Source organism: Aromatoleum toluolicum (assembly GCF_012911005.2).
GTDB classification, from domain to species: domain Bacteria; phylum Pseudomonadota; class Gammaproteobacteria; order Burkholderiales; family Rhodocyclaceae; genus Aromatoleum; species Aromatoleum toluolicum.
On record NZ_WTVS01000010.1, the window covers coordinates 13734 to 39265 of the forward strand.

Genomic DNA, 25532 nt, shown 5'->3' on the forward strand with positions numbered 1-25532 from the left:
TTACCCCTTGAGGCCCTTGCGCGGCTCGGGTTCCGGCTCCGGCGCAGGGCGCGGCGGCGGCGGCTCGGCGCGCCCCAGCAGGCGCACCTGGGTCGTGCGCTCGACCCCGGCGACCGGTTCGCACACGATCACCGCGAACGTCTGCGCATCGCGGTCGACGCTGACGACGTCGGCCACCGGCAGGCCGGCGAGGAAGAGCCCGTCGAGGCCCGACGTCACGAGCCGGTCGCCCACACGCACGTCCGCGCCCGACAGCGTGAAGCGCAGCTCCAGCCGTCCCTGGCCGGCACCGGCGAGCACGCCGCGCAAACCGTTGCGCGCGACCTGCACCGGTACCGCCTGGTCCTTGTCGGTCAGCAGCGTGACCTCGGCCTGCACCGGGTACACGCGTGTGACCTGGCCGATCATGCCCTGTTCATTGACCACCGCCATGCCGGCCTCGACGCCGTGCTGGCTGCCGCGGTTGAGGATCACCTTGAGGTCGAACGGGTCCGGCGCGTCGTAGAGGATCTCGGCGGCGATGCTCTTCGCCGCGACCGCAGGGCCCATGTCGAGAAGCCCGCGCAGGCGGCGGTTCTCCTCCTCGAGCTGCTCGAAGCGCAGCAGGCGCTGCGCCGCTTCCAGCTCGCGCCCGCGCAGCGCGGCGTTATCCTTCTGCACCTCGACGAGGGTGCCGAAATACACCGCCGCGTTGCGCACGAAGTCAGCCGGTGCGGCAGCCGCCATCTGCAGCGGCCAGGTCGCCACCGACAGCGCCTGGCGCACCACTTCGAGGTAGCGGAACTTCAGGTCGGCGACCAGCATCGCCAGGCACACCGACACGAGCACCAGCAGCCGCACCAGCGGCGTGGGTCCCTGCTTGAAGATGGGCGGAGACGGATGACCGGCGAGGGACATCGTGAGGCGTGTGTGGCGGAGCGCGACAGACCCGGAAGCCCGCCGCAACTGCGCGACTTACTCGGACGCGAAGATGGACCCGAGCTTGTCCATCTTCTCCAGCGCCATGCCGCAGCCGCGCGCGACGCAGGTCAGCGGCTCCTCCGCGACGATCACCGGCAGGCCGGTCTCTTCCATCAGCAGGCGGTCGAGGTCGCGCAGCAGCGCGCCGCCACCGGTCAGCACCATGCCGCGGTCGGCGATGTCGGCACCCAGTTCGGGCGGCGTCTGCTCGAGGGCGATCTTCACCGCGGAGACGATCTGGTTCAGCGGCTCGGTGAGCGCCTCGAGGATCTCGTTCGACGAGATCGTGAAGCTGCGCGGGATGCCTTCGGCGAGGTTGCGCCCCTTCACTTCCATCTCGCGCACTTCGGAGCCCGGGAAGGCCGAGCCGATTTCCTTCTTGATGTTCTCGGCGGTGGTGTCGCCGATCAGCATGCCGTAGTTGCGGCGGATGTAATTGACGATCGAGTCGTCGAACTTGTCGCCGCCGACGCGCACGGAGCCGGCGTACACCATGCCGCCGAGCGAGATCACGCCGACTTCGGTGGTGCCGCCGCCGATATCGACGACCATCGAACCCGTCGCATCCGACACCGGCAGGCCGGCGCCAATCGCGGCCGCCATCGGCTCCTCGATCAGATACACCTGGCTCGCGCCGGCCGCGAGCGCCGCGTCGCGGATCGCACGGCGCTCGACCTGGGTCGAACCGCAGGGCACGCAGATGATGATGCGCGGGGAGGGCGAGAACATGCGCGAGTCATGCACCTTCTTGATGAACTGCTTGATCATCTGCTCGGTGACGACGAAATCGGCGATCACGCCGTCCTTCATCGGGCGGATCGCGGTGATGTTGCCCGGGGTCTTGCCCAGCATCTGCTTCGCTGCATGTCCGACTGCCTGGATCGTGCGCTTGGCGTTGGGCCCGCCCTCGGTACGGATCGCGACGACGGACGGCTCGTCGAGCACGATGCCCTTGCCGCGCACGTAGATCAGCGTGTTCGCGGTACCAAGGTCAATGGCCAGATCGTTGGAGAAATAGGAACGCAGGAAGCCAAACATGCAAAAATCCCGAAACCGGTGAGGAGGGTGGGCGGTGGGGCGGAAGCCCGGCCGGACTGGCGGCAAACGAGTATGATAACCTACAAATCTTTGTGATTTAAGCGGGTTTTGTTTCCTCATGTCGCTTACCACTGACCAGGTCCTGCGCATCGCCGGACTCGCGCGCATCGAACTCGCCGAGGGCGACGTCGAGGCCACACGCACCAAACTCAACGGCATTTTCGGCCTGATCGAACAGATGCAGGCGGTCGACACCAGCGGCGTCGAACCGATGAGCCACCCGCAGGACGTCGCGCAGCGCCTGCGTACCGACGTCGCGACCGAACCGGACCGACGCGAGGCCTTCCAGCGCGTCGCCCCGCAGACCGAAGCGGGCCTCTACCTCGTCCCGAAGGTCATCGAGTAAGCCATGATCAACGCCAGCCTCACTGAACTGCGCGCCGCACTCGACGCGAAGCGGATCTCCAGCGTCGAGCTCGCGACGCTCTTCCTCGACCGCATCGCCGCGCACAACCCGACGCTCAACGCCTTCATCACCGTCGATCGCGACGGCGCGCTTGCGGCCGCCCGTGCCGCCGACGCGCGCATCGCCGGCGGCAACGCCGGCCCGCTCACCGGCATCCCGCTCGCGCACAAGGACGTGTTCTGCACCGAAGGCGTGCTCACGACCTGCGGCTCGAAGATGCTGTCGAACTTCGTCAGCCCCTACGACGCCCACGTCGTCTCGCTGCTGAAAGCCGCCGGCGCGGTGAACCTCGGCAAGACCAACATGGACGAGTTCGCGATGGGCTCGTCGAACGAGAACTCGCACTACGGCCCGGTGAAGAACCCGTGGGACACCGCCCGCATCCCGGGCGGCTCCTCCGGCGGCTCGGCCGCTGCGGTGGCCGCGCGCCTCGCGCCGATCGCCACCGGCACCGACACCGGCGGTTCGGTGCGCCAGCCCGCCGGCCACACCGGCATCACCGGCATCAAGCCCACCTACGGCGTTGTCAGCCGCTACGGCATGATCGCCTACGCCAGCTCCCTCGACCAGGGCGGCGCCTTCGGCGCGTCCGCGGCCGACTGCGCGCAGCTGCTGACCGCGATGGCCGGCTTCGACGAGCGCGACTCCACGAGCCTCGAACGCCCCGCCGAAGACTACGCACGCGAGATCGCCGCGCCGGCGAACGACAAGCCCCTCGCGGGCCTGCGCATCGGCCTGCCGCGCGAATTCTTCGCCGAAGGCATGGCCGAGGACGTACGTGCCGCCGTCGAAGCGGCGCTCGACCAATACCGCAAGCTCGGTGCGACCACCGTCGAGGTGAGCCTGCCCAACGCCAGGCTGGCGATCCCCGCCTACTACGTGATCGCCCCGGCCGAGGCGTCGAGCAACCTGTCGCGCTTCGACGGGGTGCGCTACGGCCACCGCGCCGCCGAATACCGCGACCTCGCCGAGATGTACGCGAAGAGCCGCGCCGAAGGCTTCGGCGCCGAGGTCAAGCGCCGCATCCTCGTCGGCACCTACGTGCTGTCGCACGGCTATTACGACGCCTACTACCTGCAGGCGCAGAAGCTGCGCCGCCTGATCGCGCAGGACTTCCAGGCCGCCTTCCGCGAATGCGACGTGATCGCCGGCCCGACCAGCCCGACCACCGCGTGGGCGATCGGCGAGAAGGCCGACGATCCGGTGCAGATGTACCTGTCGGACATCTACACCATCGCCGTGAACCTCGCCGGCCTGCCCGGCCTGTCGCATCCCTGCGGCTTCGGTGGGGGGAATCTCCCGGTCGGCCTGCAGCTCATCGGCGACTACTTCGGCGAAGCGCGCCTGCTGGGCACCGCGCACCAGTACCAGCAGGCGACCGACTGGCACCTGCGCCGGCCGGCCTGAGCGTCCCATGCGCCGCCTTCATCCCGCCCTCCGCGCCGCGGCGCTCGCCGCCGCCGTGCTGCTCGGCGCCTGCGCGACCCCGCCCGAGCGCAAGCCCGAGCCCGCCGCGACCGCTCCCTCATCGACCCAATCCGCCGCGCAGGCCGCCGCCGAAGCCGAACCCGAACGCGCGCTGCAGCGCGGCCGGCTCAAGCCCATGCCGGTGCGGCCGCTGACGATCAAGACCGACTGCCGCTTCAAGGACGAGGTCGGCTACGGCGGCAGCGCCGTGCTCGACATCAGCTACTCCGAGGTGCGCGCCTTCGCCGCCACGGTCGACGTCCCCAAACGCGGCAGCTGCAAGTTCGAACTCGCGGACTTCAAGCAGGTGCTCAAGGTGCCGCACGTCGAACTGCAGGCGCGCGACGGCTGCACGGTGCGCATGTGGGAACAGGGCGAACAGGTCACCGTCGCATTCTCCGAATGCGCGAAACGCTGCACCCGCGGCACGTTCGAATACGTATGGCCGATCCTGGTGGACCGGTCGAGCGGCCAGTGCACCTGACCGCGTCAAGAATCTAGAGATACGCACATGAGCAGATCGGATTGGGAAGTCGTCATCGGGCTGGAAGTGCATGCCCAGCTCAACACCGCGTCGAAGATCTTTTCCGGCGCCAGCACCGCCTTCGGCGCCGCGCCGAACGTGCAGGCCTGCGCCGTCGACATCGCCCTGCCGGGCGTGCTGCCGGTGCTCAACCGCGGCGCCGTCGAGCGCGCGATCCGCTTCGGCCTGGCGATCGGCGCGAACGTCGCCTCGAAGAGCGTGTTCGCGCGCAAGAACTACTTTTACCCCGACCTCCCCAAGGGCTACCAGATCAGCCAGTTCGAGCTGCCGGTGGTGCAGGGCGGCGAAATCACGATCCGCGTCGGCGAAGGTGACAAAGCCTACGAGAAGACCGTGCAACTCACCCGCGCCCACCTCGAGGAAGACGCCGGCAAATCGCTGCACGAAGACTTCCACGGCATGAGCGGCATCGACCTCAACCGTGCCGGCACGCCGCTGCTGGAAATCGTCTCCGAGCCCGACATGCGCTCCTCCGCCGAGGCCGTCGCCTACGCCCGCGCGCTGCACGCGCTGGTGCGCTGGATCGACATCTGTGACGGCAACATGCAGGAAGGCTCCTTCCGCTGCGACGCCAACGTCTCCGTGCGCCGCCCCGGCGGACCGCTCGGCACGCGCCGCGAGATCAAGAACCTGAACTCCTTCCGCTTCCTGCAGCAGGCGATCGATTTCGAGGTGCAGTGGCAGATCGACACCATCGAAGACGGCGGCAGGATCCAGCAGGCGACCGTGCTGTTCGATCCCGACACCGGCGAGACGCGCATGATGCGCTCGAAGGAAGACGCGCACGACTACCGCTACTTCCCCGACCCGGACCTGCTGCCGCTGGTCATCTCGCCCGAGTGGAAGGCGCGCGTCGCTTCGGAGATGCCCGAATTGCCCGGCGCGATGAAGGCACGCTTCATGGAGCAGTGGGGCCTCTCCGCCTATGACGCGACGACCCTCACCGCGTCGAAGGAAGTCGCCACCTTCTACCAGGCGACCGTCGACGCCGCCGGCGTGGCGCTGGCGAAGCCCTGCGCCAACTGGGTCATGGGCGATCTCGCCGCGCGCGTGAACAAGGCCGAAATGGACATTTCGGCGTCACCCGTAACGCCCGCCCAGCTCGCCGGCCTCGTGGCGCGCATCGCCGACGGCACAATCTCCAACAACATCGGCAAGAAGGTGTTCGAAGCCTTGTGGAACCGCGAGGGCGAGAGCGCCGACGCCATCATCGAGGCCCAAGGTCTGCGCCAGACCAACGACGCCGGCGCGATCGAGGCGATGATCGACGAAGTGCTCGCGGCCAACCAGAAGTCGGTCGAGGAATTCCGCGCCGGCAAGGACAAGGCCTTCAACGCGCTCGTCGGCCAGGTCATGAAGGCGAGCAAGGGCAAGGCCAACCCGGCGCAGGTCAACGAACTCTTGAAACGCAAGCTAGAAGGCTGAAACCACCCTTTCACCGCCACACCCTCGGGGGACGCGCGATGTGCCAGCTCCTCGGAATGAACTGCACACGCAGGTAAATTTTATTACTTATCAACGGCTTAAACAAGCCTGCGTGTCCCTCTGTGTTACCTCATAGGGGTAATGTCGTGTCGCCCGGAAGTGCCACCTGCAACTTGCGCCCTTCCGGCGTACCCTGCATGCGCATGTAAATGCGCCGCACTCGCGCGAGACTCCCTCCCATAAGGCAGGCAGGACGATTTCCCCCGTACCCCTGCCTTTCTGGGTCTCGGGGCTTACCAGCGGTCAGGCTGAAGGCTTGCATGCTCTCTTCACCGATGCAGAAGAGATCCCGAAATGCTCTGCCGTGGCCCTGATGCTGGCCTGATTCTCCTTCCGCCACGACACCACCGCTGCATCATCGATAACCTTCTCGCGGCCTAGGTTCTTCCCCTCTGCTCTCGCTCGTTCGATGCCAGCCATCTGCCGGGCCTTGATGTTGTCCCTCTCTAGCTCCGCCACTGCGGCAAGCATGGTGAGCATCAACTTACCTGCAGGGGTAGCGAGGTCGAAGCCCTCCCGCATGGACACCACCGACACCCCCTTGGCTCTCAGAGCTTCCACCGTGGTAAGGACATCGATCGTGTTTCGCCCAAGCCGGTCTATGGCCACGACGACCACCGAATCCCCATCCCTGACATAGCTCAATAGCGCGCCCATAGCGGGCCGCTGGGCAGCCGGAATACCTCCGGAGACCCCCTCCTCCGAAAACCACTTCGAGACGGCATAGCGGGCCTGTATGGCCCTGCGCTGGTTCTCCGTGGTCTGGTCATCACTGCTGACCCGGACGTATGCGATCACGCTCGACATGTTTTGCCCCTTTGTGCATAGCTCACAACCTATGGCTCATATGCTAACGCTAGCTCACATTTAAATCAACACAAATGAGCCATCACTGCACGGTGTCGTGGAGCATGGCTCAAATGGCAAACCTTATGCGCCACATTCAACCGTGAGCACCTACAGCCTAGGAGCCTCCCGCAAAGAGTTGCAGGTAATGGACAGGAACGCGACTCGCACTCGCCCTTGTTTCCCACTTCACCAAGTCAATCCCGCTGATTCTTCTGCCGTGATCGCTGGACCAACCCTAGCTTTGGGATTGGGCCTTGTGGTTGGGTGAGAACCAGCAGTCACCGCAGAGGAATCAAATTGAGATTCAATGAGAAAGAGATATGCACGCGCAGTGATTTTGCTACTCAAATGCAGCGTGAAAATCATTCGCTAGTCAAGGAAGCCTTGAAGGAATTGCAGAACGGCAAGTCGCTCGAAGAACTGTCGTCCAAGTATGGGTTTGATCGCGCACTCAAAGCACAGGAACTTCAGAAACAATCAACCCCCACTCGGCAACAAGTTCTTATGAGGCATCAACGCCGAACCCGCGAAGTCAATGCGGAGTTCGGAAAAGAATTATGGCAGGCGGGGATGGCCGTGCATCAGCATAGCGTTGAAGACTTCAAGCATGTGCTGATAACCGCATTGGATTTGGTGAAAGCTAGCGAATGCGTCTCAGCCTCCGCCGCTTTGACGCAAGCATTCCCAGACAGCGACGGCAAAGCGAAAAGCATCGGGAATAGCAGACATCACCGGCGAATCACCGAAGCATTGATATCCACCGAGATCATGGAGCACCCAGCCCTTGCGACTTTCGTGTCACGTAGCATGCGCGAGTACAGGCGTTGCACTCGCGTGAAATGCTTTCGGGATGCGCTCGGATTCGTCCTTGAAGGAGTCCGCATCCATAATCGGATTGCGACACTGGAAGCATCCAATGCCCGGAAGGACAAAACGATCACGGAGCTAGAAGCACGAATTTCCATTCTTGAAGCTCAGATCGGCGCACCTAGGATGACCGATACCGTTGATGACGTTGAGCCCTACACAATCAAGGCAAGAGTTCTTGCGTTGCGCGACCTTGGATACAAACCTCAGCAGATCGCGACAACTCTTAAGGTCGAATACGAACGAGTGAAAAGCATCATACGCCGGGGGAAACAGAACTAGCGACGCGGGGGACAAACCGGGGAGGGGAATGATGACCCGGTTTTGCCCCCTCCCACCGTGCGATTTTCTATTACTTCGTAAAGAAGTAATCGAACTTCGAAAAGCACCCGTTACCACGCTCCGACGCCAACTTACCCTTTGATACGACCGTACTTCACAAAACGAAATATTGAAGCAAGGAACGCACAAAACGTCCAGATCAGAATGACTGCAATAGACGGGACAAAGAACGCCACCCACGTGACGATTTGCTGACGTGACACGAACTCATCATTCAACTCCGATGCGCTCGTAAATATATCTTCCATACTTTTTTGAATGGTCTGATCCTTAAAGTAAACGGGCCCAGCGCTAAAATAATCACAGTTAATAATAAATTCAAACATCCCGCCCGCACCCCGCGGCCATGAGTCTATGCGACAGCTACTTCGTACATGCTCCGTCGGCGCGGACCCGACCAAATGAATTTTTTGTTCCTTCTTGGTATTTTGATCAACGATCGTCCCAACTAAATCGCCACGCAGACGGTGTCCCCAAAAACCCCTGCCACCCTTAAATGTTGATATGCTTATACCATTACCAGAAACGAAGTCCCATTTTTGTGCTTCAGAGCCTAAACCGACCTCATGACAGCGCCCTTCTGACAAATTGCAATAACCGAAATAATCCATAGGGTAAAAATAGCGGTACCCGTCACTTGACAGCCACAATCCCGCTAACCCAGAAATCACCGCAAGTACAATTGCAAGACGTTTCTTCTGCTGACGATCCAAGGCTTATCCCCACCCAAAGAGTGACAAAATCATTGTTTCACAAGTGTCTCGCAATCTGTCTATTGCCTAGACATCTCACACTAGCACGCCATATCACCTTCCCTCGATCTCTGCCCTTACGCACATGAGCGCATCAAGCCCCCCTTCCAAAGGAATACCAGAGCCGTATATCGCCGCCACACCTTGGACGTTATGCCCCAATATCCGCTCTCGAATTTCGAAATCAATGCCTACATGCTGCGCAACGTCCTTCCATGAATGACGCATTTGATACAGAGTATATCCTCGCGTGATCTTCTTAAAACGCGTATTCAGCGACGTCACGAGGCCGCGTACAGAGCGGATATTCTGTCCGAGCCATACAAGCAGTTCCCTCAAGGCATCGACATCTACAGCACTTCGCACGCCATCACTCAACGGAATGTCTCGCTCTGAACTTTTATTCTTCCCGTTTTGAATACGAAAGTAGAGCCCGGACACCCCACGAAAATCTTGCTTCTGGGCCAATGCCGCTTGATTGGCTCCGAACAACTCAGCGGGCCTCATGCCGGTGTATGCGAGCATCTGGACCACAATACAATCGAATTGCGAGGCTCCCCCGTCGTAGCCCTTACGGACCTTTGAACTGCGAGGCCTTTCGGCTAGAGCTGCCAAGGCTGCGCGAATGCTTTGCACTGGCATGCTCTCCTTGTCCCCGACACGTGGTTGCATGACCCCCTTAAGTTCGCGTATGGGACGAGGTCTCAAGTCGGTTAGAACTTTCCTCAATGCTGATAAAGCAGCATCCTGTTGTCCCTTTACAGTGCGAGGTTGAACACGCTTCAGGTGCTCAAGGCTATGCGCCTGCAGGGCGTCTTGAATGTCTCTCGCAGACGTTCCCGACACTCGCAGCTTCGACAGCACCCGCTCTGCCACCTTGTAACGAGCCTCGCTTACTTCGTGCTTGTATAGCGCCAGTGCTTCCCGCCGCAATGCTTCCCAGCTTTCAAACTGGGCCTGACCTTCATTGGTTGGCAAGATCGCACCGTGCGCACTCCCCCTCACAAGTTCCGGGATGCTCTCCGCATTTAACACCGCATCGATTCCGCGGACGTATGCCTTAGCTTCAGCACCAATTGCGGGGCCGGGGTAACCCATAGGTCGGTCGATCTGGGATTCGTAGACATCCCGCCACCGCATGACCCTCTCCCGCCATCCGCTCGGGTTGTTTTGCTGTTCCTCGATCACTCTGTGCGCGGCAAGCCTGACCTGCTTGGGCAACCGGGCAAGGATGTCCTGAGGAGAGCTTCCCGGAGGATGTATGGCCTCTTCGTATGGTCCTGCGGTCAATTCGTCGTGCTGAGTACAAAGCTCCTGAGTGGCTCGCAATGCCCCTTCACACGCCGAATCAAACTCGACCGAGACCTGACGGGCCAACCGCTGGGCTTCTCGCTTTACATGAGTTCTCAAACTTTTCATGAAGCACGCCTTACCCAGCACGATGGACACAGCTTTCGGGTATCGCCTGCGGTAGTACCATAGGCCAGATTCTTTCTTCTGATGTAAGAACTCGGTCAAAGTATCACCTCCCTGTGTTTCGGTTCACGGAGTCTCGTGTGTAACCTACCGCAAGGAACCATATCATTCGCAGATTGCCCATGAACAAAGGCTCTAAGCACGACACGATATCACGCGACGAGGCTGAAATATGTGCCAGCTCCTCGGAATGAACTGCAACGTGCCGACGGACATCTGCTTCTCGTTCGCCGGCTTCCAGGCGCGCGGCGGCGCCACCGACGTGCACGCCGACGGCTGGGGCATCGCCTTCTTCGAGGGACGCGGCGTGCGCCTCTTCCTCGACCCCCAGCCCAGCGCCTTGTCGCCGGTCGCGGAACTGGTGCGCAGCTACCCGATCCGCTCGCTCAACGTCATCGCGCACATCCGCAAGGCCACCCAGGGTCAGGTCACGCTCGACAACACCCACCCCTTCCAGCGCGAACTGTGGGGGAGCTACTGGATCTTCGCGCACAACGGCAACCTGCTCGACTACGCACCGCACTTCGACGGCCGTTTCCTGCCGGTCGGCAGCACCGACTCGGAGTCCGCGTTCTGCGACCTCCTGCAGCACCTCGCCGCCGAATTCCCCGACGGCCCGCCGCCGGCCGAAGCCCTGTTCGCCGCCCTGCGCCGGCTCGCGATCCGCATCGGCGCGCACGGCCCGTTCAACTTCCTGCTGTCGAACGGCGAATACCTCTTCGCCCATTGCTCGACCAAACTCACCTACATCATCCGCCAGGCACCGTTCGCGACCGCGCACCTCTCCGACCAGGACCTCAGCGTCGATTTCAGCCGGCTCACGACCCCGGCCGACCGCGTCGCCGTGATCGCGACCGCGCCGCTGACCGACAACGAGGTGTGGCACGCGATCCCGCCCGGCACCCTGCTCGCGTTCCGGCACGGCGCAATCGAGACCCTGGGCGAAGCGACGACCATCGCCGGCAATCCCGCCGCGGGCGCGGGCAGCGTGTAGATTTCACTTCGCAGTCTCATGCCGAAAGGCTACATTCCGACTTTCACCATATCGCCGAAGGGGAAACCCGTGTCCGATTGTCCACTGTGTCCGGCTGCCAACGAGACCTTGGTCTGGCGCGACGGCAGCTGCCGTGTCATCCTCGTCGATGAGCCCGGCTATCCGGGCTTCTGCCGCGTCGTGTGGAACCACCACGTCGCCGAAATGACCGACCTCAACGGCGGCGAACAGCGCCACCTCCTCAACGTCGTGCTAGCGACCGAAGCCGCGCTGCGCCAGCTGATGCGTCCGGACAAGATCAACCTCGCGAGCCTCGGCAACATGGTTCCGCACCTGCACTGGCACGTGATCCCGCGCTTCGCCGACGATGCCCACTTCCCGCAGTCGGTGTGGAGCGCGCCGCAGCGCACCGGCGCGCAGCGCGCGGCCCCGCCGGTGGAAACCCTCGCCGCGACGCTGGTCGCGATGCTCACCGAACAGACCGCCGGATGACCGCTGCACGCACGGACCGAACGCACCACGGAGAACCCATGGGTTATCACGATCCCGTCGAGTGCCTGGCGCTGCTCGACAGGCTGCATCCGCTGAATGTCGACGAGACCCACAGACTGCTGTCGGAGATGGTGCAGGCGCTGCTGCGCAACCCTCCACCCCCGGAACGGCATCTCGAGATCCTCGAAGCGGCGCGCCCGCACATCGCACTCGCCCAGTCCGCGATGGCCAGCCGTTATGCCGCCCATCCGCTGCCGCCCGACAGCGTCGAGAACGAAACGCTGCGCAGCGTCGTCGCGTTGTGGCAGGCCATGACCCGGTCCTACGGGCAGGTCGCACGCACGAGCGGCGCCGAGAGCCTGCCGGCCGACCAGCGTGCACTATTGGCGCAACGGCGCATCCACTATGCCGGCATGGTCCCGCTCGAATACTTCCGCGCCCATCGCGCCATCCCCAAGGGGACGTGGACCGCGCTGCACGACGGCTTCTGCGCGGCCGAGGCGCTGGGCGTCGCCACGGTACGCATCCCCGATGCGCTCAACGACATCTGGAAGGCGCAAAGCCCGGCCGAGGCCTTCGTCGCCGTGCTGCTCGTCGACCTCGCCAACCCCTATGGCCGAAGCGAGCGCGACCTCGGCTGGGTGTGCCGCTGGGCGCAGCGCTTCGCCCCTTACTGCGAGCTGCTCGGCGGACCCGACGGCGAAACCCCGCAGCCCGCGGCCTACGGACTCGATCTGGGCGCCGACCACGGCCTGCGCCCGCTCGGCGTGCTCACGCCGTCCGCCGCACGGCGCCGCTTCGACGGCAGCAAGCTCGCCGGACAGATCCAGGCCGTACTCAAACAGTTCAAGCAGGGCGTCACACCCTCCTCGCTCGGGCTCGGCGCCGACTGCCCCATCGACGCCTGCGCCAAGCTGCTGCTGTCGCTGTACCGCCCCTGGGGCCTCGCCTCCGCCGGACGCCGCTTCCCGCGGCGCGGCACACAGGGGCGCGCCGAACTCACCGCCGGCTGGTCGTCCATCGCCTTCCACGTCAGCGGCAAAACCTTCGAACAGCCCCCGATCTACGCGACGCAGCGCAGCCTGCGCAGCGACATCTCGCTGCTCACCTTCGGCGAGCGCGTCACCCAGGCCGAGAACCCGCGCTGGAACGAAAACGAACGCCGGCGCGCGGCCGCGCGGCTCGGCTTCACCTGCGCGCACTGGCAGGTCGCGGACCATTCGGTCAGCGGCTTCCGCCTGTTCCAGGATCCCCACACGCAGCGCCTCGAACACCACCAGCTCGTCGGCGTACGCCCGCCCGACGGCGAGCACTTCCTGCTCGCACAGCTCAGCTGGCTGATGTACCGCGCCGACGGCGTCATGGAAGCGGGCGTGCAGGTGCTCCCGGGCCTGCCCCGGGTCGTCGCGATACGCCCCTTCGGCCTCACGGGCAATCTGCACGAAGCCTTCCTCGAAGCCTTCCTGCTGCCCCCGACGCCGGCACTCAAGGCGGACGCCTCGCTGATCCTGCCGGCCAAATGGTTCCAGCCGCAACGGGTCATCGATGTCGTCGATGGCCGCGAGCGCTATCAGCTGCGGCTCACGAAGGCGATCCTGCGCGGCCCCGATTTCGTCCAGGTCAGCTACGAGGCGCTGGAATCGCAGGCCCCAGGCGCGAAGCCGGGAAGCACGCGCTGAAGCGGCTCCCCCGGCCGGGCTCGCTGGCGATGCGCAGCTCGGCCTGGTGGCGCGACAGGATGTGCTTGACGATCGCCAGCCCCAGGCCGGTGCCGCCGGTCTCGCGCGAGCGGCCGCGGTCGACACGGTAGAAGCGCTCCGTCAGGCGCGGGATGTCCTCCGCGGCAATGCCGATGCCGTTGTCCTCGACTGCGAACTCCCCGCGGCCGTCGGTGCAGCTCCAGCTCAAGCGGATGCGTCCGCCGGACGGCGTGTAGCGCACCGCGTTGCTGGCGAGGTTCGCAAACGCCGAGCGCAGCTCCTTCTCGCTGCCCAGCAGCGTTGCACAGTCCGCGCGCGCGTCGATGGCGGCGTCGATCGCGTGCCGGCCATTGGACAGCAGACGCGTGTCCTCGGCGATGCTGTGCACCAGCGCGGCGACGTCCACGCGCTCCTCAACCGCCGCCGGCGCGCCCGTCTCCAGCGCCGACAGGGTCAGCAGGTCCTCGATCAGCGTCTGCATGCGCAGCGACTGGTCCAGCGCGAGCTGCAGGAAATTCGTCACGTCCACGGGCGCGAAGTCGTCGCGGCCGTCAATCAGCGTCTCGAGGAAGCCCGTCACCACGGTCAGCGGCGTGCGCAGCTCGTGCGACACGTTGGCGATGAAGTCGCGCCGCATCGTCTCCAGCTTCTCCAGCTGGCTGACATCACGCGACACCACCATCTTCTGCTCGTCGCCGAAGGGCACGACCTGCAGCAACAGCGTGAGGCCCGCCCGGCGCGTCGAATGCAGCACCAGCGGATCCGCGTAGTCGCCCGCCTGCAGGAAACGCACGAACTCCGGCTCGCGCACCAGCGTCGTCACCAGCACGCCGTGGTCGCGCCGCCCGTCGATGCCGAAGTGCTGCTCCGCCTTGCGGTTGAGCCACTCGATGCGGTCGTTCGCCGACAGGTACAGCACCCCGTCCGGCATCGCCTGGCTCGCCTCGTGGAAGCGGTCGAGCGCGCCGGTCAGACGCTCGCGCAGGTCGACCGAAGTGCGCGAGCGCCGGTCCAGGTCGTAGAAAATGTGCGCCCAGATGCCGACCCCGGCAGGCAGCGCGGTGCCGGCCGGCGCGTGCATCCATACGACCAGGCGCTGCAGGTTGAGCAGCTGCCAGGCGAGCATCGCCAACAGGCCGGCAAACAGCATCGCCAGTGCCGCGACCTTGCCGCCGATCGCGCCGACGATCAGTGCCAGCAGGGCGACCAGGCCCAGCATGCGCACCGCCTGCCACCACACGTATCGCGCTTCGGGTCTGATGAGGGACTCCCGCTCGAGGCTGCCAGTCCGGAATCTTACACGCCGGCCACGGCCGGCTGCGCCGACAGGCGATAGCCGCTGCCGCGCACGGTCTGGATCAGCCCGTCATGGCCGACCGGCTCCAGCGCCGCGCGCAGCCGCCGCACGTGCACGTCCACCGTGCGCTCCTCGACGAAGACATGGTCACCCCACACTTGGTCCAGCAGCTGCGCGCGCGAATGCACGCGCTCGGGATGGGTCATCAGGAAATGCAGCAGGCGGAACTCCGTCGGACCCAGCGTCACCGGCCGTTCGCCCGCGGCGACCCGGTGCGTCGCCGGATCGAGGCTCAGCCCGCCCAGCTCCACCGGGTCTTCGGTCGCCTGCGGCGCGCGCCGGCGCAGCACCGCCTTGATGCGCGCGACCAGCTCGCGCGGGCTGAAGGGCTTGGTGATGTAGTCGTCCGCGCCCATCTCCAGGCCCGCGACCTTGTCCTGCTCCTCGCCGCGCGCCGTCAGCATGATGATCGGGATGGTGCGCGTGCGCTCGTCCGCCCGCAGGCGGCGCGCCAGCTCGATACCCGACATCCCGGGCAGCATCCAGTCGAGCAGCACCAGATCCGGCAGCGCGTCGCGCACGATGCGCTGCGCCGTCTCGGCATCGCCGGCGCGCACCACGTGATGCCCGGCACGTCCGAGGTTGGCGGCAATCAGCTCCTGGATCGCCGGTTCGTCTTCCACAAGCAGGATGTTCGCGGCCATATTCACACTCCATGTCATCGCACGCAGTGTATTGCAGGAAATTGACGATTTTGTGACAGGTCACGATCCCGCAACAAGCGCTTCGCCGACCGCCCGCAGGGCACGGGCGCGCGCCGATTCGGGTATGATTGACACCCCCTCCATCCGCAAGCAGGGGCAAGCATGGCCGGCCTCGACGACGACACCCCCATCCCCACCGCACTCACGCTGCACCGGAAGTCGCGCGTGCTCGAAATCGCCTTCGGCGAAGACCGGCAATACGCGCTGCCCTTCGAATTCCTGCGCGTGTATTCGCCGTCCGCCGAAGTCCGCGGCCACGGCGTCGGGCAGGAAACCCTGCAGGTCGGCAAGCGCGACGTCGAGCTCCTCGACATCGAGCCGGTCGGCCACTACGCCGTGAAGCTGGTGTTCTCCGACGGCCACGACAGCGGCCTGTACTCGTGGGACTACCTCCACATGCTCGCCACGCAGCACGAGACGCTGTGGCAACAGTACCTCGAGCGCCTCGCCGCCGCCGGGGCGAGCCGCGATCCTGCCGACAACCCACCGCCCGCGCCCACGCACGGCTGCGGCCACAAGCACTGAACATGAACGACAAGACCACCCACTTCGGCTTCCAGACCGTCGCCGAAGGCGAGAAGCAGCAGCGCGTCGCCGAGGTCTTCTCCTCGGTCGCGACCAAGTACGACGTCATGAACGATCTGATGTCCTTCGGCCTTCACCGGCTGTGGAAGGCGTTCACGATCCAGATCTCCGGCGTCGGCCGCGGCGACCGGGTGCTCGACGTCGCCGGCGGCACCGCCGACCTCTCGCTCGCCTTCGCCAAGCGCGTCGGGCGCGAAGGCCAGGTGTGGCTCACCGACATCAACCACGCCATGCTCTCGGTCGGCCGCGACCGCGTGCTCGACCGCGGCTACGCCCTGCCGGTCGCGCAGTGCAACGCCGAGAAGTTGCCTTTCCCCGACAACTGGTTCGACTGCGTGACGGTCGCCTTCGGCCTGCGCAACATGACGCACAAGGACGCCGCGCTGGCCGAGATGCGCCGCGTGCTGCGTCCGGGCGGCCGCCTGCTGGTGCTCGAATTCTCCAAGGTTTGGGGCCCGCTTTCGCCCGTCTACGACCTCTACTCGTTCAAGATCCTGCCGTGGATGGGCCAGAAGGTCGCCGGCGACGCCGACAGCTACCGCTACCTCGCCGAGTCGATCCGCATGCATCCGCCCCAGGAGGAACTCAAGGCGCTGATGGAACAAGTCGGTTTCAAGCGGGTCGACTACTTCAACCTCAGCGCCGGCATCGTCGCGCTGCATCGCGGCTACAAGGTCTGACACCCGGCGCATTCCGCACCGGCCCTGCCGTGCGGAGCGGAACACGGCGCACAATGGAGTGACACGAGCCATGAACAAGTTCGTCCTCTGCCTCATCGCGATCGTCTTCACCCTCGGCCTGGGCGTCACCGACGTCGAGGCCAGACGCCTCGGCGGCGGCAGCAGCCTCGGCATGCAACGCCAGATCAGCCCACCGCAGGCGCCGCGGCCATCCGCGACACCCGCGCCGGCACCGTCGCCGACCGCCGGCGCAACGACGCAGCCCCGGCGCTCGTGGATGGGCCCGCTCGCGGGTCTCGCCGCGGGCCTCGGCCTCGCCGCGCTGTTCTCGCACCTCGGCCTGAGCGAGGAACTCGCGTCCGTCATGCTGATCGCCCTGCTCGTCTTCGCCGCCTTCGCGCTCTTCCGCATGCTCACACGCCGCACGGGCGACTCCCGCGCCAGCCCCGGCATGCAGTACGCCGGCGCCGTGCATGGCGGCGGCGCCACGCCGGCCCCCGCGTCGCCCGCGGCGGTCCTCCCCGGCGGCAGCGGCGGTCCCGGCGCCCGGGCGTTCCCGCACGACTTCGACGCCGAGGCCTTCGCCCGCCAGGCCAAGGTCAATTTCATCCGCCTGCAGGCGGCCCACGACGCCGGCAACCTCGACGACATCCGCGAGTTCACGAGTCCCGAGATGTACGCCGAAATCCGCCTGCAGATGGCCGATCGCGGCATGAGCGAGCAGCGCACCGACGTCGTGGAACTCAACGCCCAGGTGCTCGAGGTCGCGGAGGAGGCGCAGCGCTACATCGTCAGCGTGCGCTTCACCGGCCTGCTGCGCGAGGAGCCCGCCGCCCCGCCCGCGCCCTTCGACGAAGTCTGGCACCTCACCAAGCCGCTGAGCGGCGCGGGGGGCTGGGTCGTCGCCGGCATCCAGCAGGTCGCCTGATCACGCGCAGCGCCGCCGCATCCCCTTCGAGAACATGTCCGCACTGAATTTCGGCACTCGCGGCGCCCTCGCCGCCATCAATCACCTGCTTGCGCGCGCTGACTGGGCACGCGAGCGCCTCGCCCCGCACGCCGGCCGCTGCGCGCGCCTGCGCGCCGAACCGGTCGAGTTGCTGTTCGCAATCGACAGCGACGGCTACCTCGGCGACGCAGAGGGCGGCGAGGAGCCCGGGGTCACGCTGTCGCTCCCGCTTTCGGCCCTGCCGGGCCTCGTCGGCGGCGACGCCAACAAGGTGATGAACGCGGTGCGCATCGAAGGCAATGCCGAGCTCGCCGACACGCTCGGCTTCGTGTTCCGCAACCTGCGCTGGGATGCAGAGGAAGACCTGTCGCGCGTGTTCGGCGACATCGTCGCGCACCGCATCGTGCAGAGCGCCGGCAGCCTGCGGCAGATGCATGCGCGCGCGTGGGCCGGCCTCACCGGCAACGTAGCCGAATACCTGACCGAGGAACAGCAGGCGCTGGTCACCCACGGCGCGCTCGCCGCCCTCGGCGACGAACTGCGCACGTTGCGCGACGATCTCGCGCGCCTCGACAAGCGCCTCGGCCGGCTCACTGCGGCCGGACGCTGCGGCTGATCCCGCACACCATCCCGACACCCCTCTGCACGCCAGAGGGGACGTCCCCAAGCCCTGCACGGCCTTTGCTTAACGAGCACGCGCAGCGAATCAAGAGCCGCGTCGTTGGGTCGCAGGCATAAATAAGAAGGGCAGTCCTCGCGGACTGCCCTTCTTGCTTCATGCTCGCCGCGGACGCGGCGAACGCCGATCAGTGACCGCGCTTGCGCAGCTTCTGGATCGCGGCGATCTGGGCGATCGCTTCGGCCAGTTCTGCCTGAGCCTTCGCGTAGTCCAGCTCCGACGACTTGTTCTGCAGCGCCTCTTCCGCCATACGCTTGGCTTCGAGGGCCTTGGCCTCGTCGAGATCCTTACCCCGGATCGCGGTGTCCGCCAGAACGGTGACCAGCCCCGGCTGAACTTCCAGGATGCCGCCGGCGACGAAAATCAGCTCTTCTTCCGCCTGATCCGGCACCTTCACACGCACCGCGCCCGGCTTGATCCGGGTCATCAGCGGCATGTGGCCGGGCAGGATCCCGAGTTCGCCCGCTTCGCCCGGAAGCGCAACGAACTCCGCCAGGCCGGAAAAGATCTGCTCTTCCGCGCTGACGATGTCCACGTGGACCGTCATTGCCATGTTGACTCCTTTTCAAGGCCGCGCGACAGCGGACTGCCGCGCGGCGGGCCAGATTACTGGAGCTTCTTGGCCTTCTCGATGGCCTCTTCGATGCCACCGACCATGTAGAACGCCTGCTCCGGCAGGTGATCGCACTCGCCGTTGACGATCATCTTGAAGCCCTTGATCGTCTCCTTCAGCGGCACGTACTTGCCCGGCGAGCCGGTGAACACTTCCGCGACGTGGAAGGGCTGCGACAGGAAACGCTGGATCTTCCGCGCACGCGACACGGCCAGCTTGTCCTCCGGCGACAGTTCGTCCATGCCCAGAATCGCGATGATATCGCGCAGTTCCTTGTAGCGCTGCAGCGTCATCTGCACCTGACGGGCCACGCCGTAGTGCTCTTCGCCGACGACCAGCGGGTCGAGCTGGCGCGAGGTCGAGTCGAGCGGATCGACGGCGGGGTAGATACCCAGCGCGGCGATGTCACGCGACAGAACGACGGTCGAATCGAGGTGCAGGAAGGTCGTTGCCGGCGACGGGTCGGTCAAGTCGTCCGCAGGGACGTACACGGCCTGGATCGAGGTGATCGAGCCAACCTTGGTCGAGGTGATGCGTTCCTGCAGGCGGCCCATTTCTTCCGCCAGCGTCGGCTGGTAACCCACCGCGGACGGCATCCGGCCCAGCAGCGCGGACACTTCGGTACCGGCCAGCGTGTAGCGGTAGATGTTGTCCACGAAGAACAGGATGTCGCGGCCTTCGTCACGGAAGCGCTCGGCCATCGTCAGGCCGGTCAGCGCGACGCGCAGACGGTTGCCCGGGGGTTCGTTCATCTGACCGAACACCATCGCAACCTTGTCGAGAACGTTGGAGTCCTTCATCTCGTGGTAGAAGTCGTTGCCCTCACGGGTACGCTCACCCACGCCAGCGAACACCGACAGACCGGAGTGCTGCTTCGCGATGTTGTTGATCAGCTCCATCATGTTCACGGTCTTGCCCACGCCGGCACCGCCGAACAGGCCGACCTTGCCGCCCTTCGCGAACGGGCAGACCAGGTCGATAACCTTGATGCCGGTTTCGAGCAGGTCGACCGACGGCGAAAGGTCGTCGAACTTCGGGGCCTTCGCATGGATCGGGCGCAGTTCGTCGGCCTGGATCGGGCCGGCTTCGTCGATCGGGCGACCCAGCACGTCCATGATGCGGCCCAGCGTGCCGTGACCGACCGGCACCGAAATCGCCTTGCCCGTGCCCGTCACGGTCATGCCGCGGCGCAGGCCGTCGGACGAACCGAGCGCAATGGTACGCACCACGCCGTCGCCGAGCTGCTGCTGGACCTCGAAGGTCAGCCCGTCTTCGGCGAACGAACCGGCGGCGCTGTCGAGCTTGAGCGCGTCATACACCTTGGGCATCGCTTCGCGGGGGAACTGGATATCCACCACGGCGCCGATGCACTGAACGATAGTTCCTTGACTCATCGTCGTTTCCTTAAATCAATATTCCGTTACACCGCGGCGGCGCCGCCGACGATCTCCGACAGCTCCTTCGTGATCGCGGCCTGGCGGGTCTTGTTATAGACCAGCTGCAGATCGCCAATCACGGTCTTGGCATTGTCGGAGGCGGCCTTCATTGCCACCATTCGCGCACTCTGTTCGGAAGCCATGTTCTCGGCGACAGCCTGGTACACCAGCGCCTCGACGTAACGCACGAGCATTTCGTCGATGACCACCTGCGGGTCCGGCTCGTAGAGGTAGTCCCACGAGCTGTCGGGGGTGCCGAGCTGCTCGCCCGACAGCGGCAGCAGCTGCTCCAGCACCGGCTCCTGCTTCATCGTGTTGACGAAGCGCGTGTAGGCAACGTACACCGCATCGAGCTCGCCGTTCTGGAACGCATCGAGCATGACCTTGACCGGGCCGATCATCTTTTCCAGGTGCGGCGTGTCGCCCATCTGCACGACGTGCGACACGACGTTCGCGCCCATCCGCTGCATGAAGCCGAAACCCTTGTTGCCGATGCAGCAGGCACGGATATCGGAAACGCCGTTGGCGCTCCATTCCTTCATCGCGTTCAGCGCGACACGCTGGATGTTGGTGTTGAGACCGCCGCACAGACCCTTGTCGGTGGTGACGAGGATCAGGCCCACCCGCTTGACCTGGTCCTTGTGGACCAGGAAGGGGTGCTTGTAGTCGGTCACATTGGCCTGGGACAGGTTCGCGGCGAGTCGGCGGATCTTGTCGGCATAGGGACGGGCAGCACGCATCCGGTCCTGCGCCTTGCGCATTTTGGATGCGGCCACCATTTCCATGGCCTTGGTGATCTTGCGCGTGTTTTGCACGCTCTTGATCTTGGTACGGATTTCCTTACCGCTAGCCATATTCCGTCTCCGTCCGCGGCCTTAGGCCCAGCTCTTCTTGAACTCTTCGATCGTGGCGACGAGTTGCTTCTCGCCGTCGGCGTCGAGCTCCTTGGCGGACAGGATCTTGGAGACCAGCGCGGCGTTCTTCGTCTTGACGAACTGCTGCAGGCCGTTCTCGAAGGCGAGCACGCGGCCGACATCGACGTCGTCGAAGTAGCCGTTGTTCACCGCGAACAGCGTGATGGCCATCTCGGCGATCGACATCGGCGCGTACTGGACCTGCTTCATCAGTTCGGTCACGCGGCGGCCGCGCTCGAGCTGCTTGCGCGTCGCGTCGTCGAGGTCCGAAGCGAACTGCGCGAAGGCCGCGAGTTCGCGGTACTGCGCGAGGTCGGTACGGATACCGCCGGAGAGTTTCTTGACGACCTTGGTCTGCGCGGCGCCACCGACTCGCGACACCGAGATACCGGCGTTGATCGCGGGACGGATACCGGCGTTGAAGAGGTCGGTATCAAGGAAGATCTGGCCGTCGGTAATCGAGATCACGTTGGTCGGAACGAACGCGGAAACGTCGCCGGCCTGGGTTTCGATCACGGGCAGCGCGGTCAGCGAACCGGTCTTGCCCTTGACTTCGCCGTTGGTGAACTTCTCGACGTAGTCGGCGGAGACGCGCGAGGCGCGCTCGAGCAGACGCGAGTGCAGGTAGAACACGTCGCCGGGGTAGGCTTCGCGGCCCGGCGGGCGGCGCAGCAGCAGCGAGATCTGACGGTAGGCCCAGGCCTGCTTGGTCAGATCGTCGTAAATGATCAGGGCGTCCTGGCCGCGGTCGCGGAAGTATTCGCCCATCGTGCAGCCGGAGTACGGGGCGATGAACTGCATCGCGGCGGACTCGGAAGCGGTCGCGGCGACGACGATGGTGTATTCCATCGCGCCGTGCTCTTCCAGCTTGCGCACCACGTTGGCGATCGTCGAGGCCTTCTGGCCGATCGCAACGTAGACGCAGAACATGTCCTGGCCTTTCTGGTTGATGATCGCGTCGACGGCGACGGCGGTCTTGCCCGTCTGGCGGTCGCCGATGATCAGCTCGCGCTGGCCACGGCCGATCGGCACCATGGAGTCGACCGACTTCAGACCGGTCTGCACCGGCTGCGAAACCGACTGACGCCAGATGACGCCCGGAGCGACCTTCTCGATCTTGTCGGTCAGCTTGGCGTTGATCGGGCCCTTGCCGTCGATCGGCTGACCCAGCGCGTTGACGACGCGGCCGATCAGTTCGGGACCGACCGGCACTTCGAGAATGCGGCCCGTCGCCTTGACCGAGTCGCCTTCGGTGATGTGCTCGTACTCGCCGAGAACCACCGCGCCGACCGAGTCGCGCTCGAGGTTCAGCGCGAGGCCGAAGGTGTTGCCAGGGAATTCCAGCATTTCGCCCTGCATGACGTCTGCCAGGCCGTGAACGCGGGTGATGCCGTCGGTAACCGACACCACCGTACCCTCGTTGCGCGACGTGGCTGCGAGCTGCAGGTTCTGGATCCGGCTCTTAATCAGGTCACTGATTTCAGAGGGGTTGAGTTGCATCTGGGTATGCTCCTAGTTCTTTAGCGCAGCGGCCATGTTCGCGAGTTTGCCGCGGACCGAGGCGTCGATCACTTCGTCGCCGATGGCGATACGGACCCCCCCGATGAGTTCGGGGTCGAGGCTCACGCTGATGTTCAGCTTGGTCTTGAAACGGCTTTCAAGATCGCCTTTCAGCGTTGCCAGGGTCGCATCGTCGAGCGGGAAGGCGGAGGCGATTTCCGCCTCCTTGACGCCCTCATGTTCGTTCTTGAGATCGACGAACAGGTCACGGATCTCCGGAAGCACCTGCAGGCGTTCGTTGTCCACCAGGACGCGGACGAAATTCTGCAGTTCGGGGGTCAGGCCCTGACCCGAAACGTCGAGGAACAGCTGGTACAGCTGCTGCGCCGACAGTTTCGGATCACTGATGCAGGCCCGCATCGAGCTGTCCGCGGCAATCGCGGCCAGCCGATCGAGTGCTTCCGACCAAGGCCCCAGCGCACCTGCCCCGCGGGCCAGCTCGAAGGCGGCATCCGCATAGGGGCGCGCGATGGTGACGTTCTCGGCCATGACTTATTGCAGTTCCTGTTTCAGGTTGGCGAGCAGATCGGCATGCACCTGGGCGTTGATCTCGCGACGCAGGATGCGCTCGGCACCGGCGACGGCGAGGTTGGCGACCTGGTCGCGCAGGGCTTCCTTGGCACGCTGTGCAGCGGCACCGGCTTCACCTTGGGCGGCTTCACGCGCCTGGGCAATGATGCGGGCGGCTTCGGCACGGGCCTCGTCGAGGACGGTCGCTGCCTGCTTCTCGGCAGCACCGCGCACGTCACCCGCGGATTCGCGGGCCTTGCGCAGTTCCTCGACGACCTTCTTCTCGGCGAGAGAGAGGTCGGCCTTTGCCTTGTCCGCAGCCGCGAGCCCGTCCGCGATCTTCTTCGCGCGCTCGTCGAGTGCCTTCACGATGGGGGGCCACACGAACTTCATCGTGACCCACGCCAGAATGAAGAACACAACGAGCTGGGCAATCAGGGTTGCGTTCAAATTCACTGTTCTTGCTCCTCAGTTGTGTTCAATGAGGCCAATGGAGGCCAAATGAGCGAACCGATCAGAGCTGGAACGGGTTGGCGAAGGCGAACATCATCGCGATACCGACACCGATCAGGAACGCGGCGTCGATCAGACCAGCCAGCAGGAACATCTTGGTTTGCAGCGCGTTCATCAGTTCAGGCTGACGGGCCGAAGCTTCGAGGTACTTGGAACCCATGATGCCGATGCCGATACAAGCACCGATAGCACCCATACCGATGATCAGACCAGCGGCCAGCGCAACAAAACCCAGAACGTTTTCCATGACGACTCCTTAGTAAAGAGATTGAAGTTAAAGAGAAACCAGTTACTACAAATAAATCGTTAGTGACTTTCGTGCGCCTGGCCGATGTAGACCAGCGTCAGCATCATGAAGATGAAGGCTTGCAGCGCAACGATCAGGATATGGAACACGGCCCAGATCGAGCCCGCGACGATGTGGCCGACGAAACCGAAGACGGTGGCAGTGCCGCCAAGCAGCGCGATCAGCATGAAGATCAGCTCGCCGGCGTACATGTTGCCGAACAGTCGCATGCCGTGCGAAACGGTCTTGGCGAGGAACTCGATCATCTGCATCAGGAAGTTGATCGGATACAGCAGCGGGTGGCTGCCGAAGGGCGCGGTGAAGAGCTCGTGCACCCAGCCCGAGAAGCCCTTGATCTTGATGTTGTAGTAGAGGCACAGCAGCAGCACGCCGATCGACATGCCGAGCGTGCCGTTGAGGTCGGCGGTCGGCACGACGCGCAGGTAGGAGTGCGAGTCACCGGTGATGGCTTGCCAGATGCGCGGCAGCAGGTCGACCGGCAGGAAGTCCATCGAGTTCATGAGGAAGATCCACAGGAACACGGTCAACGCGACCGGCGCGACGAACTTGCGCGATTCGGCGCTATGCACGATGCCCTTGGCCTGGTCGGCAACCATCTCGACGAGGATCTCGACGGCAGCCTGGAAGCGGCCGGGAACGCCTGCGGTGGCCTTGTTGGCGGCGCGGATCAGGAAGAACAGCGCGATGACGCCCAGGGAAACCGAGAAGAACAGGGTGTCGAGGTTCCACACGCTCCAGTCGATGACCGCCTTCTGGGCGTGACCGGTGGAGTTGAGGTGGGTGAGGTGGTGGACGATGTACTCGCCTGCGGTGGGTGCTTCGGTAGCCATATTCAGGTCTTCACCAAAAATGCAAATAAATTCGCCTTCAGCGCCAGAATCAGGCCGATGAAGAGGCCACCCCAGTGGACGTCTTCATACTGCAGCCCGACCAACGCCAACAATCCCACTATCGACGCGACCTTGAGGAACTCGCCGACAAAAAAAGCTGCCACATGGCCAGACCCGCCGCGCTTGGCGACGAGGTGCAACCGCAGCGCGAACAGGGCGCTGGGCAGCACGCAGGAAAGACCTCCGAGTGCTGCGGAGATCGCTCCGGCCGGGCCGAAAAAAACGGCCGCAATGGCCGTTGCAACGATCGTTGCGCCCAACTGCAGTAAAACCATCTTCAGCATGGATCTGCCGTCGCGCTGCGCCTTTCAGGCGCCGACCGCCTCAAAAATTTCGCGAATACTAGGGGTTAACCGTAACAAAGTCAAATAGGTATCGCAGTGCAGCATGGATTTTTCGAGCA

Annotated in this window: 28 protein-coding genes; 12 read left to right on the top strand and 16 right to left on the bottom strand. The window is 64.5% G+C overall.

Annotation, left to right across the window (positions count from 1 at the left end; all coding sequences use genetic code 11):
- A complete protein-coding gene (gene mreC, locus GPA27_RS06465) occupies positions 1-897 on the bottom strand; it encodes a rod shape-determining protein MreC (protein ID WP_169138726.1) in 897 nt (298 codons plus the stop codon).
- Positions 898-954: 57 nt separating this feature from the next.
- Complete coding sequence (locus tag GPA27_RS06470; RefSeq protein WP_076602349.1) at positions 955-1998, bottom strand: rod shape-determining protein; 1044 nt, start codon at positions 1996-1998, stop codon at positions 955-957.
- 118 nt (positions 1999-2116) lie between these two features.
- Here GPA27_RS06470 and gatC point away from each other — a divergent pair, with 118 nt between their 5' ends.
- The 4 genes from gatC to gatB are packed head-to-tail and all read left to right on the top strand — an operon-like array spanning position 2117 to position 5900.
- On the top strand, positions 2117-2404 hold the full coding sequence (gene gatC / locus GPA27_RS06475; RefSeq protein WP_169138728.1) for an Asp-tRNA(Asn)/Glu-tRNA(Gln) amidotransferase subunit GatC: 288 nt from the start codon (positions 2117-2119) through the stop codon (positions 2402-2404).
- Positions 2405-2407: 3 nt separating this feature from the next.
- Positions 2408-3871, top strand: a complete 1464-nt coding sequence (gene gatA / locus GPA27_RS06480; protein ID WP_169138730.1) for an Asp-tRNA(Asn)/Glu-tRNA(Gln) amidotransferase subunit GatA — start codon at positions 2408-2410, stop codon at positions 3869-3871.
- A gap of 7 nt (positions 3872-3878) precedes the next feature.
- Positions 3879-4415: a hypothetical protein gene (locus GPA27_RS06485; RefSeq protein ID WP_169138732.1), complete on the top strand. Its 537-nt coding sequence runs from the start codon at positions 3879-3881 to the stop codon at positions 4413-4415.
- A gap of 27 nt (positions 4416-4442) precedes the next feature.
- Positions 4443-5900, top strand: coding sequence for an Asp-tRNA(Asn)/Glu-tRNA(Gln) amidotransferase subunit GatB (gene gatB, locus GPA27_RS06490; protein ID WP_169138734.1), 1458 nt, complete (start codon positions 4443-4445; stop codon positions 5898-5900).
- Between the two features lie 303 nt (positions 5901-6203).
- On the opposite strand, the gene GPA27_RS06495 is transcribed toward gatB, so the two are convergent.
- Positions 6204-6767: a recombinase family protein gene (locus GPA27_RS06495; protein ID WP_169138736.1), complete on the bottom strand. Its 564-nt coding sequence runs from the start codon at positions 6765-6767 to the stop codon at positions 6204-6206.
- 339 nt (positions 6768-7106) lie between these two features.
- Here GPA27_RS06495 and GPA27_RS06500 point away from each other — a divergent pair, with 339 nt between their 5' ends.
- Positions 7107-7958: a hypothetical protein gene (locus GPA27_RS06500; RefSeq protein WP_169138738.1), complete on the top strand. Its 852-nt coding sequence runs from the start codon at positions 7107-7109 to the stop codon at positions 7956-7958.
- Positions 7959-8089: 131 nt separating this feature from the next.
- Here the strand turns inward: GPA27_RS06500 and GPA27_RS06505 are convergent, their stop codons facing one another.
- A complete protein-coding gene (locus tag GPA27_RS06505) occupies positions 8090-8731 on the bottom strand; it encodes a hypothetical protein (RefSeq protein ID WP_169138740.1) in 642 nt (213 codons plus the stop codon).
- A 93-nt stretch (positions 8732-8824) separates the two neighbouring features.
- On the bottom strand, positions 8825-10288 hold the full coding sequence (locus tag GPA27_RS06510) for a DUF6538 domain-containing protein (RefSeq protein WP_308446324.1): 1464 nt from the start codon (positions 10286-10288) through the stop codon (positions 8825-8827).
- A 130-nt stretch (positions 10289-10418) separates the two neighbouring features.
- On the opposite strand from GPA27_RS06510, the gene GPA27_RS06515 reads away from it, so the two are divergent.
- Genes GPA27_RS06515 through GPA27_RS06525 form a run of 3 tightly spaced genes read left to right on the top strand, consistent with a single transcriptional unit; the run spans position 10419 to position 13411 of the window.
- On the top strand, positions 10419-11240 hold the full coding sequence (locus tag GPA27_RS06515) for a class II glutamine amidotransferase (protein ID WP_169138742.1): 822 nt from the start codon (positions 10419-10421) through the stop codon (positions 11238-11240).
- Positions 11241-11258: 18 nt separating this feature from the next.
- On the top strand, positions 11259-11732 hold the full coding sequence (locus GPA27_RS06520; protein ID WP_169138743.1) for an HIT family protein: 474 nt from the start codon (positions 11259-11261) through the stop codon (positions 11730-11732).
- Between the two features lie 38 nt (positions 11733-11770).
- A complete protein-coding gene (locus tag GPA27_RS06525) occupies positions 11771-13411 on the top strand; it encodes a cyclic-di-GMP receptor FimW-related protein (RefSeq protein ID WP_169138744.1) in 1641 nt (546 codons plus the stop codon).
- Here the strand turns inward: GPA27_RS06525 and phoR are convergent.
- Positions 13353-14672, bottom strand: a complete 1320-nt coding sequence (gene phoR / locus GPA27_RS06530) for a phosphate regulon sensor histidine kinase PhoR (RefSeq protein WP_169138745.1) — start codon at positions 14670-14672, stop codon at positions 13353-13355. The genes GPA27_RS06525 and phoR overlap by 59 nt on opposite strands.
- Before the next feature lie 56 nt (positions 14673-14728).
- Positions 14729-15433, bottom strand: a complete 705-nt coding sequence (gene phoB, locus GPA27_RS06535; RefSeq protein WP_169138746.1) for a phosphate regulon transcriptional regulator PhoB — start codon at positions 15431-15433, stop codon at positions 14729-14731.
- A gap of 162 nt (positions 15434-15595) precedes the next feature.
- Between phoB and GPA27_RS06540 the strand changes: the two genes are divergently transcribed.
- The 4 genes from GPA27_RS06540 (at position 15596) to GPA27_RS06555 (ending at position 18323) form a co-directional block, all read left to right on the top strand.
- Positions 15596-16018 (top strand): gamma-butyrobetaine hydroxylase family protein, encoded by a 423-nt coding sequence (locus GPA27_RS06540; RefSeq protein ID WP_169138747.1) that lies wholly within the window; start codon positions 15596-15598, stop codon positions 16016-16018.
- Positions 16019-16020: 2 nt separating this feature from the next.
- On the top strand, positions 16021-16758 hold the full coding sequence (ubiE, locus tag GPA27_RS06545) for a bifunctional demethylmenaquinone methyltransferase/2-methoxy-6-polyprenyl-1,4-benzoquinol methylase UbiE (RefSeq protein ID WP_169125707.1): 738 nt from the start codon (positions 16021-16023) through the stop codon (positions 16756-16758).
- A 70-nt stretch (positions 16759-16828) separates the two neighbouring features.
- The gene (locus tag GPA27_RS06550) at positions 16829-17686 is read left to right on the top strand and encodes a Tim44 domain-containing protein (protein ID WP_169138748.1); all 858 of its coding nucleotides are present in this window, start codon (positions 16829-16831) and stop codon (positions 17684-17686) included.
- A 34-nt stretch (positions 17687-17720) separates the two neighbouring features.
- On the top strand, positions 17721-18323 hold the full coding sequence (locus GPA27_RS06555) for a ubiquinone biosynthesis accessory factor UbiJ (protein WP_169138750.1): 603 nt from the start codon (positions 17721-17723) through the stop codon (positions 18321-18323).
- Between the two features lie 190 nt (positions 18324-18513).
- On the opposite strand, the gene GPA27_RS06560 is transcribed toward GPA27_RS06555, so the two are convergent.
- Genes GPA27_RS06560 through GPA27_RS06600 form a run of 9 tightly spaced genes read right to left on the bottom strand, consistent with a single transcriptional unit; the run spans position 18514 to position 25413 of the window.
- The gene (locus GPA27_RS06560) at positions 18514-18939 is read right to left on the bottom strand and encodes a F0F1 ATP synthase subunit epsilon (protein WP_169138751.1); all 426 of its coding nucleotides are present in this window, start codon (positions 18937-18939) and stop codon (positions 18514-18516) included.
- Positions 18940-18992: 53 nt separating this feature from the next.
- Positions 18993-20393, bottom strand: a complete 1401-nt coding sequence (atpD, locus tag GPA27_RS06565; protein WP_076602364.1) for a F0F1 ATP synthase subunit beta — start codon at positions 20391-20393, stop codon at positions 18993-18995.
- A 26-nt stretch (positions 20394-20419) separates the two neighbouring features.
- Entirely contained in the window at positions 20420-21289 is an 870-nt protein-coding gene (atpG, locus tag GPA27_RS06570; protein ID WP_169138753.1) for a F0F1 ATP synthase subunit gamma, read from the bottom strand.
- 21 nt (positions 21290-21310) lie between these two features.
- Entirely contained in the window at positions 21311-22849 is a 1539-nt protein-coding gene (atpA, locus tag GPA27_RS06575) for a F0F1 ATP synthase subunit alpha (protein WP_169138755.1), read from the bottom strand.
- Positions 22850-22861: 12 nt separating this feature from the next.
- Positions 22862-23398, bottom strand: a complete 537-nt coding sequence (locus tag GPA27_RS06580) for a F0F1 ATP synthase subunit delta (protein ID WP_169138757.1) — start codon at positions 23396-23398, stop codon at positions 22862-22864.
- A 3-nt stretch (positions 23399-23401) separates the two neighbouring features.
- Positions 23402-23875, bottom strand: coding sequence for a F0F1 ATP synthase subunit B (locus GPA27_RS06585; protein WP_169138759.1), 474 nt, complete (start codon positions 23873-23875; stop codon positions 23402-23404).
- 58 nt (positions 23876-23933) lie between these two features.
- On the bottom strand, positions 23934-24179 hold the full coding sequence (atpE, locus tag GPA27_RS06590; protein WP_050414076.1) for a F0F1 ATP synthase subunit C: 246 nt from the start codon (positions 24177-24179) through the stop codon (positions 23934-23936).
- Between the two features lie 59 nt (positions 24180-24238).
- A complete protein-coding gene (gene atpB / locus GPA27_RS06595; RefSeq protein ID WP_169138761.1) occupies positions 24239-25069 on the bottom strand; it encodes a F0F1 ATP synthase subunit A in 831 nt (276 codons plus the stop codon).
- A 2-nt stretch (positions 25070-25071) separates the two neighbouring features.
- Positions 25072-25413, bottom strand: a complete 342-nt coding sequence (locus GPA27_RS06600; protein WP_169138762.1) for an ATP synthase subunit I — start codon at positions 25411-25413, stop codon at positions 25072-25074.
- Positions 25414-25532: the final 119 nt, after the last annotated feature.